The sequence below is a fragment of the Nodularia sp. UHCC 0506 genome (assembly GCF_034931045.1).
Classification (GTDB): Bacteria; Cyanobacteriota; Cyanobacteriia; order Cyanobacteriales; family Nostocaceae; genus Nodularia.
Genome location: NZ_JAYGHH010000071.1, coordinates 6126 through 19209, shown reverse-complemented (window position 1 = coordinate 19209; position 13084 = coordinate 6126). Strand labels below are relative to the sequence as shown.

The 13084-nt window shown below is 41.5% G+C and carries 12 protein-coding genes; 7 read left to right on the top strand and 5 right to left on the bottom strand.

The annotated features are described in order from the left end of the window. Positions 1-106 precede the first annotated feature (106 nt). On the top strand, positions 107-679 hold the full coding sequence (locus VB654_RS23880; protein WP_323216326.1) for an HD domain-containing protein: 573 nt from the start codon (positions 107-109) through the stop codon (positions 677-679). Positions 680-762: 83 nt separating this feature from the next. On the opposite strand, the gene VB654_RS23875 is transcribed toward VB654_RS23880, so the two are convergent. Next, a complete protein-coding gene (locus VB654_RS23875; RefSeq protein WP_323216325.1) occupies positions 763-1779 on the bottom strand; it encodes a ribose-phosphate pyrophosphokinase in 1017 nt (338 codons plus the stop codon). A gap of 614 nt (positions 1780-2393) precedes the next feature. On the opposite strand from VB654_RS23875, the gene VB654_RS23870 reads away from it, so the two are divergent. From VB654_RS23870 to VB654_RS23855, 4 genes are all read left to right on the top strand, one after another. Further along, positions 2394-4085: a serine/threonine-protein kinase gene (locus VB654_RS23870; RefSeq protein ID WP_323216324.1), complete on the top strand. Its 1692-nt coding sequence runs from the start codon at positions 2394-2396 to the stop codon at positions 4083-4085. 96 nt (positions 4086-4181) lie between these two features. Beyond that, positions 4182-4856 (top strand): dethiobiotin synthase, encoded by a 675-nt coding sequence (bioD, locus tag VB654_RS23865; RefSeq protein WP_323216323.1) that lies wholly within the window; start codon positions 4182-4184, stop codon positions 4854-4856. A gap of 112 nt (positions 4857-4968) precedes the next feature. Further along, positions 4969-6183, top strand: a complete 1215-nt coding sequence (locus tag VB654_RS23860) for a M20 family metallopeptidase (RefSeq protein WP_323216322.1) — start codon at positions 4969-4971, stop codon at positions 6181-6183. A gap of 361 nt (positions 6184-6544) precedes the next feature. Further along, positions 6545-6985, top strand: coding sequence for a hypothetical protein (locus tag VB654_RS23855; RefSeq protein ID WP_323216321.1), 441 nt, complete (start codon positions 6545-6547; stop codon positions 6983-6985). A gap of 406 nt (positions 6986-7391) precedes the next feature. On the opposite strand, the gene VB654_RS23850 is transcribed toward VB654_RS23855, so the two are convergent. After that, positions 7392-7592 carry a hypothetical protein gene (locus VB654_RS23850; protein ID WP_323216320.1) on the bottom strand — a complete coding sequence of 67 codons (201 nt, stop codon included), beginning with the start codon at positions 7590-7592 and terminating at the stop codon, positions 7392-7394. A gap of 114 nt (positions 7593-7706) precedes the next feature. Here VB654_RS23850 and VB654_RS23845 point away from each other — a divergent pair, with 114 nt between their 5' ends. After that, positions 7707-9869: a DEAD/DEAH box helicase gene (locus VB654_RS23845; RefSeq protein WP_323216319.1), complete on the top strand. Its 2163-nt coding sequence runs from the start codon at positions 7707-7709 to the stop codon at positions 9867-9869. A 12-nt stretch (positions 9870-9881) separates the two neighbouring features. Next, a complete protein-coding gene (locus VB654_RS23840; protein ID WP_323216318.1) occupies positions 9882-10463 on the top strand; it encodes an Npun_F5749 family FMN-dependent PPOX-type flavoprotein in 582 nt (193 codons plus the stop codon). A 219-nt stretch (positions 10464-10682) separates the two neighbouring features. Here the strand turns inward: VB654_RS23840 and cysE are convergent, their stop codons facing one another. The 3 genes from cysE to VB654_RS23825 all read right to left on the bottom strand — a co-directional run. Then, on the bottom strand, positions 10683-11447 hold the full coding sequence (gene cysE, locus VB654_RS23835) for a serine O-acetyltransferase (protein ID WP_323216327.1): 765 nt from the start codon (positions 11445-11447) through the stop codon (positions 10683-10685). Positions 11448-11614: 167 nt separating this feature from the next. Beyond that, positions 11615-12106: a hypothetical protein gene (locus VB654_RS23830; protein WP_323216317.1), complete on the bottom strand. Its 492-nt coding sequence runs from the start codon at positions 12104-12106 to the stop codon at positions 11615-11617. A 157-nt stretch (positions 12107-12263) separates the two neighbouring features. Next, positions 12264-13084: DUF3352 domain-containing protein (locus VB654_RS23825; protein ID WP_323216316.1), on the bottom strand; the 821-nt coding region annotated here is incomplete at its 5' end.

Genomic DNA, 13084 nt, shown 5'->3' with positions numbered 1-13084 from the left:
ATTTTAGTAGGTATACCCGCTATAATCTTTCTTTCTTCCTCCGTGTCCTCTGTGCCTCTGTGGTTTGTTTAAAATAAACCTCAACACCAGCGCATAATAAAAAACAATGCTTACAGAACGCTTCACCGCAGCGCTAACCTACGCCACCCAACTCCACGCCAAACAAGTGCGTAAAGGCTCAGGAGTCCCCTACATTGCCCACTTATTAGGTGCTGCCAGTATTGCTTTAGAATATGGAGCCAACGAAGATGAAGCGATCGCAGCTCTATTACATGATGCCATAGAAGACCAAGGAGGAGATGCCACACGAGCCGAAATTCGTCGCCGCTTTGGAGAAAATGTTACAAATATTGTCGATGGTTGTACGGATGCCGACACCACACCCAAACCACCTTGGAGACAGCGCAAAGAAACTTATATTGCTCACATTGCCACTGCTTCCCCCTCAGTATTACTGGTGTCAGCTGCTGATAAACTTTACAATGCCCAGTCAATTCTCAAAGATTATCGTGTCATAGGCGAATCACTTTGGCAACGTTTTCAAGGACGTAAAGAAGGAACTATTTGGTATTATCGCGCCCTTGTGAATGCCTTTATTAAAGCTGGAAATACTCCCCTAGTTCAAGAATTAGAAAGAGTGGTGACAGAAATAGAACGACAGACGGCTAATAAAAAATGAAGGCTGAAGGCGGAAAAATCCATACTCCATACTTCATCATTTTTTGATACTAAATTGTCACTACAAAAACAGTATTGTCCCTGTTAACGGAACATACTACTGACTGAAGTATCTTCGTGAATCCGCCAAATTGTTTCCCCTAACAAATTAGCGACCGAAAGTACCACTAATTCTGGAAAGCGATTGTTTTCTGGAATGGGAATCGTGTTCGTGACAATGACTTCCTCAAACAAGCCACTTGACAAACGCTCCTTTGCAGGGGGCGAAAAAACGGCATGAGTTGCACAGGCATATACTTGACCTGCACCTTCCTGACGTAACAACCGTGCGCCTTCGCTAATTGTGCCGCCAGTATCGATCATGTCATCCACCAAAATGGCTGTTTTGCCCTTCACATCACCGATGACATTCATGACTTCAGCCACATTATGAGCCTGACGACGTTTATCGATAATAGCCAACGGCGCATCATTCAGCTTTTTAGCAAATGCTCTCGCGCGTGCTACACCGCCGACATCGGGAGAAACAACAACAACATCAGACAGCTGTTTACTAGCCAGATAATCGAAAATTACTGGTGAACCGTAAACATGATCAAACGGGATATCAAAATAGCCTTGAATTTGCGCCGAGTGCAAATCCATAGCCAAAACACGGCTTGCACCTGCTTTAGTAATCAGGTTAGCTACTAATTTGGCAGTAATTGACTCTCGTCCTGCCGTTTTGCGGTCAGCGCGAGCATAGCCATAATAGGGAATTACTGCGGTTATCTGTCGTGCAGAGGCGCGACGACAAGCATCAACCATAATCAGCAATTCCATCAAGTTGTCATTAACAGGTTGACAAGTTGGCTGGATTAAATAAACATCACAACCCCGAATTGATTCTTGAATTTGAACGTATAGTTCTCCATCCGCGAATCTTTTGCGAATCATTGGCCCCAAGTCCATACCCAGGTAACGAGCAACTTCTTGGGACAGTGGTACATTGGCAGAGCCAGAAAATAGCCGCAGGCGATGATTTTCAGTTATTCCTGTGGCTGCTGGTTGCACCTTTAAACTTGCAGAACTCAGCACAGCAGATCCTCGATGTGCATTCATGGCAATACTATCATTAGATATTTAGTAGATTTAGCTGAAATGGCCTAAAAAAACATCTGTGAGTTTTCTTAAAGCTTTCATAAAAACTTTAAACATTTCTCAATATAATTATTTTTGGCTCATGTTGTAGTCCTTTTGGTGAATAAGCCATTGTTGAAACAGAAACAGTAGCAACACTGGCGCATAAAGTCCTCAAGGAAAGTTGAACATTTACTCAATACTCTATGATACTAGCTGCAAAATTATAAACCAGCAGACTATATTTTTGATAGTAAATCAGCAAAAAAATTCTTGGGGGTGGCGAATTGAACTAGTGTGAGTTGTGAGGGTTGGGGGCTGATGCTATTTCTACATGGTGGTTTTCATATATCGTCTCTTGACTCAGAAAGCCACAAAAAAGCTGAAGTTTATCGCCCGCAGGTAGTGAGTGAATTCGCCCTTTATAGTCAATTTTAGCCATTTTTCACATTAGTTACTGATAAAAAGTGGGAAAATAGAGTTAAATAGGACTTAAAAGACTTACTTAGCACGCATAACACGGAATTTATAACTTTCTGCTGGGACTTCTCTTTGTAAGTTGCTCATTCCCCAGTTGCTATTACATTTCATTAATCATGCAAGCACCCATTACAGTTGGTTCTATCCTGCAAGACCGTTATCGAATTATCCAAATTCTCGGACAAGGGGAATTTAGCAGAACTTATTTGGCAGAAGATGAGCGACGCTTTCACGAATTTTGCGCTATCAAAGAATTGAGTTCAGCCACAGAAGCTGAGGCTTGGGAGAAAGCGCAAGCACTTTTCCAGCAAGAAGCTGCAACTTTATATCAAATAGAACATCCACAAATTCCTAAATTTCGCGAAAAATTTGCACAGTATCAACGTTTATTTTTAGTTGAAGACTACGTTGCAGGTAAAACTTACCGGACTCTGCTAACTGAACGCCTAGCTGCTGGTCAAACTTTCACTGAAGCAGAAGTATTGCAATTTATTCGCTCTTTGTTGCCAGTTTTAGAGCATATTCATAGTCGTAGGATTATTCACCGGGATATCTCACCGGAAAATATTATTTTGCGCGATGACGATACCAAGCCAGTGTTAATTGACTTCGGAATGGTGAAAGAACTAGCAACGCGTTTACAGTCTCCAGATAGCACGCTAGTTACTAACGTGGGTAAATTAGGCTTTGCTCCTCCTGAACAAATGCAATCAGGGGAAGCGTACCCTCATAGTGATTTGTATGCACTAGCTGTGACAGGGATATTTTTGTTAACAGGGAAAGAAGTAAACGAACTATTTGATGCGACTCAACTAACTTGGAATTGGCAGCAGTGGGTAAAGGTGAATCCCAGATTTGCCCAAGTTATAAATCAGATGTTAAGTCATCTACCAGGCGATCGCTACCAAAGTGCAGTTGATGTCATGCAAGCATTACAGATTTTGGACACACCCAGTATTTCTACTCCAGAATTATCCCAAGTCCAAACAATTGCTGTCGGCCGTCGTCCCGATTCACTATCACCACCAGTTTCACCCCGCAAAGTTGCGCCAGTAATTTCACCCAGTGGCTCTAGCTCCATTTTAGATAGTCCATTAGCACTTGGGGCTATTGGTAGTGCCGTAGTAATTTTAGCGGGAGTCGGTTCTTGGGCATTGGTAAGTTCGATCCGCAATGGGCAAAATGTAGCACCAGAGGTAACACCCCCACAAACTTTCCCTTCACCAGTTGTCACTGGAGAGGAAACACCCACACCAGAACCCATACCAGAACCCATACCAGAACCCACACCGACTAGTGTAGAACCTGTAATATTTAGTAGACGGCTGATATTGAAAGCATCTGACACTACTACCGTTGAAGACACTATCAAACGAAATCAAATCATTCAGTACACATTGTTCGGAGAAGAAGGAGCCAAATTAACGACATCTATTGACCCAGGAAGTGGTATTTTGCTCACAATCTTAGATGTCAATCAAGAACCAATTGAGACTAATGCCCAGCAAGTCATAACTTATGAGGGAATATTGCCGATTACTGGTAGATATATTATTCAGTTAATTCCACAGCCAGAAATTGCTGAAAGTGATTACAGTCTGAATGTGGCATTAGAAAACCCAGTCATACCCACACCTACACCCACCCCGACACCGACAGAAACGCCAATTCTCATTCCCACCCCGACACCCACAGAAACACCTACAGAAGAAACACCATTTCCCACCCCAACACCACCATCAATACCTAGTCCTGACTTGAGCGGAGAGGAAAATAATACCCCTACTGATAGCACGCCAGAATTATAAAACAGCCTGCTTAATTACGAATTACGAATTACTAACTGTGATGTATTACAATTGATAGAAGTGTGCATATTTAGAAAGTAATCACCAAAGAGATTGTTGAAAACATTACTGATTACTGGGACTGATACGGAGGCTGGCAAAACTGTTTTAACAACAGCATTGGCAGCCTATTGGCAAAAATATTATCCCCAAAGTAGCTGGGGAATTATGAAACCGATTCAATCGGGGATAGGCGATCGCGAAGTATACCAAAAGTTATTCTCTTTAGAGCAATCTGCCGAAGAAATTACACCTTTGTATTTTGCCGCCCCCCTGGCTCCTCCCATCGCCGCCGCTAAGGAAAATCGCCAAGTAGATTTGGCTGTGGTGTGGCAAGCTTTTTCTCAGTTGCGATCGCAGCGTGATTTCGTTTTGGTCGAAGCTTTGGGTGGTTTAGGTTCCCCGATCACTGATGAGTTGACAGTGGCTGATTTAGCCGGTGATTGGCGTTTACCAACAGTATTGGTAGTACCAGTCAGATTAGGTGCGATCGCTCAAGCCGTGGCGAATGTGGCATTGGCTAGGCAATCAAAGGTAAATCTTAAAGGTATTGTGCTTAATTGTGTACAACCCCGTACAGATGCGGAAATAGCCGACTGGACACCATCGGATTTAATTCAATCTCTAACTAATACGCCAGTTTTAGGTTGTTTGCCTTATTTAGATAACTTAGAAGATTTAGATAAACTCGCTCAAGTCGCATCCCATCTCGATTGGGAAAGATTAAGCTGATTGTGAAATTTGCGAATAAACACAGAGGAAATATTCAAGCTGAACTCTTTGAGAAAGATTAAACTTGGAAAATATCCTCAGTTAGCTTTACTGAAACGAGCTTTTTTTGATCATGGTTTCCACTTTTCCCAACTCTTCTGTAGACTTATCTCGCGTTCGTCTAGAAATTCGCTCCTTGCAACCGCAATTAGTAGAGTGGCGGCGACGATTGCATCAAAAACCAGAGTTAGGGTTTAAAGAAAAAATCACGGCTGAGTTAGTTTCTAGCCGATTGCAAGCATGGGGAATTGAACATGAAACTGGTATAGCTCAAACTGGTATTGTGGCTACTATCAAGGGAAGCAAACCCGGTGCGGAGAAAGTGTTGGCGATTCGGGCTGATATGGATGCTTTGCCCATTCAAGAACTGAATGAGGTTCCCTATAAATCGCAACATGATGGAGTGATGCACGCTTGTGGACATGATGGACATACTGCGATCGCACTGGGTACAGCATACTATCTTCAGCAACATCGGCACAATTTTAGCGGTACAGTAAAAATCATCTTCCAGCCAGCCGAAGAAGGGCCAGGCGGCGCACAACCAATGATTGCAGCCGGGGTACTCAAAAACCCTGATGTGGATGCAATTATCGGGTTACATTTATGGAATAATTTGCCATTGGGAACAGTAGGTGTCCGGGCTGGGGCATTAATGGCATCTGTAGAATGCTTTAACTGCACCATTTTGGGTAAAGGTGGACATGGTGCTATGCCGCATCAAACCATTGATTCTATTGTGGTTGCAGCCCAAATTGTCAATGCCCTACAAACCATTGTGGCGCGTAACGTCAATCCCATTGATTCAGCCGTGGTAACAGTCGGCGAACTTCATGCAGGAACGAAGCTGAATATCATTGCAGATAAAGCCCGCATGAGTGGTACTATTAGGTACTTTAAGCCAGATTTTAAAGGATTTTTTAACCAGCGCGTTGAGCAAATCATTGCCGGAGTTTGTCAAAGTCATGGGGCAAAATATGACTTAGAATACTGGAGTCTTTATCCCCCAGTAATTAATGATGCGGATATAGCAGCACTGGTGAGATCAGTAGCAGAAGAAGTGATCGAAACCCCTATGGGTATCGTACCAGAATGCCAAACTATGGGCGGTGAGGATATGTCATTCTTTTTACAAGAAGTTCCTGGTTGTTATTTCTTCCTCGGATCTGCTAACCCTGAGAAAAATCTAGCCTATCCCCATCATCATCCCCGATTTGATTTTGATGAAACTGCCTTAGCGATGGGTGTTGAAATATTTGTTAGAAGTGTGGAGAAATTTTTGACCTGATGAGGATAAATATTCCTTTTTTGTCATCGCCGATCTGGTAGTGCGCTCTGGTCAGCAATATCGCATCTGTCAACTCAAAGGTAGCATTTTTTGCTCTACCTAAATATTTGTAGGCTACTTGACGGAATTTTTCTAGTCTGGCACGTTTCAGATTGGCGAGTGAGAGTTGGCAGTATTTCTCTCAGATTTTGCCATAAAGGGGCGTATTCAGTCAAATATTAAAAAATAATAAATTTATACCACCCCTCAGAGGAGATAGCATAAAGTTTAACTTGATGTTGAAAATGAAAATATTACTTGATCCCGGAGTTCATTTTCGACTGAATCAAATTCCAAAACAATTAATTAGAGGAATATCAAAATGGGTGGTGTCACTGACCGGAAAACTGATACATTTACAGATGTGTACCTTGAGATCAAACATGAATACTGGGGAAAATGGGTTGGTGTGACCGAAGCAGATAGCAACAATGGATACGTTAATGGGAAAATCACGTTCAAAAACACTGGCAAACTTCCCTTAAGCGATGTAAAGTTGTTTCTGGATCTCGACGACACAGGAATGACTTGGGATGCTAACACACGCAATTCAGATGGATCAGTTTCGGATCTAGGAGTTCTAGATTTAGGTTTAGTAGCACCAGGTGCTGAAGTAGAGTATAAATACTGGTGGGGATTGAAACATCTATTTGGACCAACCCAAGAAGATTTCACCGTCACTTTTAACATCATTCCCCAATTCCAAGTGCGGTACTCGAAGTCCAGTGCGTTCAAGAGTGGAGCAACAGTAAGTGCATCCTAAGAAGGATACGCTTGAACAAACAGTGATTAACACATAGTTAACTCTGACTTTTCACGGCATCTGGAAAACGCCATTTTGAGCTTTTCTCAAACCATTATTTTTACGCTAGCCATTATCATTAACTTAGAGTTATTGATAATTAGCCTGTGGAAAAAGTTACGTGGTTTCGCCGTTTGAGGACTTCCCGTGAAAAGTCAGATATAGGACTCCTGTCTGATTACTGAACAAGATTTTGAATGAAATCCTGAGAAAACAGGCTTTTCAGTCTCAGTATGTTTTCAAATATCAAATAGGATTCCTATAGTTAAATACTGTATTAACTGACTCTGACTGGTAAATAAACTCACTTGTCCAAGTTTTTTTTACAATCAGAGTCAGTAGTAATAACACTATAAAACTTTTTTATTCAAGTATTGAAAACTTTTATAGCAAATTCTATATTTGATTTGGCTTTCTCAGTCCACACTTGCAGCAGTTCGAGAAATTCACCAGTGCGATCGCCATCTTGTACTGGACTGACAAGGCTAAAATGTTGCAATAGATTTTTGAGAAAATTGAGATAAATCAATGCTTTCAGCTTTTTACCTAATGCACTATTAACATTCATCTATTTGAAATTAAAAATATCTCTCTAAGTGCGATTATCTATCTTCTTAGTTGGGTTAAACTGCGATCGCACTTGACAATCAAGACAGTCGCTACACCTAATGACTAATGACTAATGACTTTTTCTAAACTCGCACCCTTTATCCAAGAGTATATTTATGATCACAACTGGACTGAATTACGACCAGTACAATTAGCAGCTTCTGAAGTTATATTTAACAGTGAGGCTCATTTATTAATTGCGGCTGCAACTGCGGCGGGAAAAACAGAAGCAGCATTTTTACCAGTGTTGACTCTATTACATGAAAAACCCGCTAAAAGTATTGGTGTATTATATATTGGTCCCATCAAAGCTTTAATTAATGACCAATTTGAACGCCTCAACGACTTGTTGAAAACAGCAGCTATTCCAGTATGGCATTGGCATGGCGATGTCGCGCAAAGTCGTAAAAATAAACTTATTCAGAATCCCCAAGGCGTTCTTCAAATTACGCCAGAATCTTTAGAAAGTTTGTTAATTAACAAGAATAATGATTTGATACGCTTATTTGGTGATTTACGATTTGTAATCATTGATGAAATCCATTCTTTTATGGGTTCTGAACGTGGTTGTCAGATTATTTGTCAGTTACAGCGTTTAGCCAACTTGACAAAAACCCAACCCCGCCGTATTGGTTTATCAGCAACCCTCGGTAATTATGCAATGGCTGAAGAGTGGTTACGTTCTGGAACTGACAAGCCAGTAATTACTCCCAATATCACCTCTGAAAAACGTCAAATTAAGCTGGCTGTAGAACATTTTTATCTTGATAATGAAATTGATGAATCAGATTCCACAGCTTACGAGAAATATATTTTCAACCTCAGCAAATCTCGTAAATGTCTGATTTTCGCTAATAATCGCACTCAAACTGAATCAGTCATTGCATCTTTACGCCGAATTGCTACAGCAGAAGCATTACCAGACATTTATCACGTACATCATGGCAGTATATCTGCTAGCTTACGCCAATCTGCGGAAAATGCCATGCGCGAACCTCAAAATCCGGCTGTGACTGCTGCTACTCTAACTTTAGAATTAGGCATCGATATTGGTCATTTAGAGAGAGTTATTCAGTTAGAATCACCTTTGTCTGTTGCGAGTTTTTTACAACGTTTAGGACGCAGTGGAAGGAGAGGTGAAGCTGCTGATATGCGCTTAATTTGTGGGGAAAATCAACCATTAGCTGAAGCACCTTTACCAGAACAAATTCCTTGGCAACTTTTACAATCTATTGCCATTCTTCAACTTTATCTAGAAGAACGTTGGATTGAACCGATAGAAGCGATAAAATATCCTTTGAGTTTGCTATATCATCAGACAATGAGTATTTTGGCAGCAACAGGAGAAATGACACCTGCGGCTTTAGCTAAACAAATTTTAAATTTATCACCCTTTGCGGCTATTTCCTCAGCAGAATTTAAGCTATTATTACAATATTTAATTGATATAGACCACATTCAGAAAACAGAAAGAGGTAAATTAATCATTGGTTTGTCTGGAGAAAAGATAGTCGGAAAATTTCAGTTTTATGCTGTCTTTGCTGATAGTCAAGAATATGCAGTTAAGCAAGGGACAACGGAAATTGGCAGTATTTCCATACCGTCCCCTGTGGGTAATCAATTCGCCTTAGCCGGTAGAACTTGGGAAGTTTTAGAAGTTGACTTGAAAAAAAAGGTAATTTTAGTGAAGCCAGTAGCAGGTAAAGCTACTATTTATTGGCGGGGCGGTAGTGGTAGCATTCACACCAGAGTTTTGCAAAGGATGCGTCAAGTATTACTAGAAGATGTAGAATATAGTTACTTGCAAAAGAATGCTCAATCACGTTTAAAATTAGTTCGGCAAGTTAGCCGAAATGCTGGATTAGATAAACGAAATATTTTACAATTAGAAAAAGGCAAATGTTGTATCTTTCCTTGGATGGGTACTGTGGCTTACCGGACTTTGGAAAGGTTGCTGAATTCTTTTTGTCGAGAATCGTTAGAAATTAATAGTATTAGTGGGGTGAATCCTTATTATTTGATAATTAAATTAGGTAAAGATAAATTTAAACATCTGCAAACAGAACTTGTTTCATTGTGTGAACAAAGAATTACAGCAGCAGATTTAGTCAGTTCCGCAGAAGCCCCAGAACTGCAAAAGTATGATCAATTTATCCCTCATTTGTTATTACGAAAAGCATTTACTGAAGATTACTTAGATATTATAGAAGTTAAAAAACAAATTTTACTTTGGTAGGTAATTATAATAATGTCCATTGCTCCTTGGCGAAGTGCGATCGCTCATGCTTTACATCGTAATCGTAGCCTAGTTTACGCTCGTTACCTACAAATAGCAACAGTCCGGGAAAATAATCGTCCTGCTAATCGTACCGTTGTTTTTCGGGGCTTTTTGGAAGATAGCAACCAGCTAAAATTTATTACTGATGCTCGGAGTGATAAAGTTTACCAAATACAACAACAACCTTGGGCAGAGATTTGTTGGTACTTCCCCAACACAAGAGAACAATTTCGCATTTCTGGCTGCTTAACTTTAATTGGAGATGATACTTCTCACCCCATCCAATCAGCCCGGATCAAAATTTGGCAAGAATTAAGTGATGCAGCGCGTTTACAATTTGCTTGGCCTCATCCTGGTCAAGCCAGAGTAGATCAACCAAAAGCCTTTGAACCATCACCACCTAATCCCGCCCAGCCGATGCCCAATTTTTGCCTATTACTACTCGAACCCCAGGAGGTAGATCATTTAGAATTGCGGGGTGAACCACAAAATCGCCGAATTTACTGCCTTAACGAGCAGCAAGAGTGGTCTACCCAAGAAATTAATCCTTAGTCATTAGTCATTAGGGAGTTCCAAAAAATAAATTATCCAAATAAACGAACCACAGAGACGCAGAGGACACAGAGTTATGAGACTTTGAGAGATATTTTACGTTAGGTGATTGGGTGTTTTTTTATTTGGAAGTCCCTTAGTCATTGGTCATTGGGAAGTTACCGTCTTCTCCCCCCTGCACCCTGCACCCTGCCCCCCTGCCTCTTCTCCCCTGCCTCTTTAAATCCCCGCACCATCAAAAAATTGTTGAATTGCTTTATCTCTGAGGCTACACAAGGGAGCATCTTTTAACAAATCACTTTCGGGAGAGACTACAGAAACGGCTAAAACATGGGTTTTTGGGGAACTTTGATGATTTTGGAGATTTTGTACTTGTTGTTCCAAAGATTCAATCCGATCAACTAAAGCACGAATGACTTCAGCTTCTGAATCTGGTAAATTGTTATGTTCTAGGGGAGCAACTCGCGCGCCAGAACGATAAACAACGCGACCGGGTACACCTACCACTGTGCAATCAGTAGGCACATCCCTGAGAACAACTGACCCAGCACCAATCCGAACATTATTGCCAATTTGAATATTACCCAATACCTTTGCGCCGGCTCCAACTACGACATTTTCCCCTACAGTGGGATGGCGTTTGCCGGTTTGTTTACCAGTTCCCCCAAGGGTAACACCTTGATAAATCAGGCTGTAATCGCCCACTATCGCCGTTTCACCAATTACTACGCCCATACCGTGATCAATAAATACACCCTGCCCAATTGTTGCGCCTGGATGGATTTCGATTCCCGTTAAAAACCTAGCTGTGTGAGAAATCAAGCGGGGTAAAAAGGGAAGACCAATATGATGCAGCCAGTGAGCCAGCCTGTGGAATAGTAGGGCTTGCAAACCTGGGTAACAAAACAAGACCTCTAACCAGTTACGGGCAGCCGGGTCACGTTCAAATATGATGCGAAAATCAGCACGTAGTCTAGATAGCACGAGATAGTACCCTCGGAAAGCAAAAGAAGCTACCATCCCATAATATCGTTCCTGGTGTCAACTCTGAAAGTTAGAGAGTAGGAAGAGGCAGAGGTGCAGGGGGGAATTGGACTCGAAGCAAATTTTTATCCCTTTTTTCCGTTCTTTTTTTGCTGGCGATTGGGGAATTATTTCTGCTGCACCGTTAGAGTATAGTTACGCCTCACTCCAGGATTAAAAGTCCCTACCCAAATTTTATAAGTACCGCTTTTAAAGTTTTTGTCTTCAAAGCTGGCATCTTTGTTTGTACCAGTGTCATCGCCGCAACGTATTGTTTTGTCGTCTGGCCCTTGGATAAGTATGGTGGTGTCATACCCGCCACTGTTGACTTGTATGTTCAGCCGATCAAAGTCTTTTTCCAACGTCAAAATGTGATCTGGTTGGGGGTCAGCAAAACCAATGCAGGCATTTTTATCGCGATCGCGTCTGCTAATGTCAGACAGGGAATAATAACCACCTGTGTGTCCGGTAACTATTCCTGCTGCTGGCTTAAAACCTGGCGACAGGCTGAATGTACCAAAATGTGATGTTGTTGCTATTGCTGGTGTAGCTGTAATGGCGGCAATTATCGCTACAAGCCAGCTACCGCGAAAATGATGCCGGGGGCGACGGTATTTCATAAGGAGCATCCCAACAGGCTTTATCTTGATGATATATACAACATTTGATCGTGCAACAATTCCAGATGATTTTTTGGACAATTGGCAAATTTCACAGTAGGGATCAAAAGAAAAATGTTACAAAAGGTTTTGTTTGTTAACCCTCTGTAAAAACTTATCAGTCCAGGAATCGAAATAATATTCCGCCTTTGAGCAATCCTTTTTCACCACCATAATTACTGATTGTGAGCGATCGCAGGTTTTGAAACAACGGTTTACCGACAATTTCCACTAACTGCAAAATCGGCAATTGACGCTCTAACAGAGTTTGGCTTTTTGTCCAATCGAGATAGATATACCCTTGATTGGGTTGGGGAATCGCCGCAATACTATCTTGAAAATTGCTATCGCTGACCAAAGAACCATTCTTGGTGGTGATCACTTGATTTAAAGTTTCCAAATTGGAGGCAAAAATCTCATAATTTCCGAGAGTTGTGTGTACTCCCTCTACATCGGCCTCAATGGCAAATGCTGGAAGTGCTTGAGTATCGGTTTGTTTACTTACTGCATTTAACTCTGTCCAAGCAAAGATTTTTTGTTGATTTAAGTTGAAAGAACTAATGTTGAGTCCACGAGAGGAAGCGATCGCATCTAAACGCGAAATTCCTTCTGGGACATCCTCTAATTGTTCCACCACAAACACCCAATCAGCAGCGCCTTCTCCCGCATGGGGTAACACAGCTAAAGCATATTCTCCTTTTACCCAACTAAAAATATCCTCTGCTAAGTTTATCCCCTGGCTTTTCTGAAGTTCAGCTAAAGGCTTGAGTAAAGTAGAAATTGCATCAGTTCCAGAACCAGAGAGAGCCGTTTTGACTTGTGTCCAGAGTTGGGCTAAATCACTGCTACCCAAATTGTCTAAATGAGAACTGGAAATCACCAAACCTGCCGCATCTGGTATATATTCTAACGCCTTGACAGGTTTACTAAGTGGTTCAG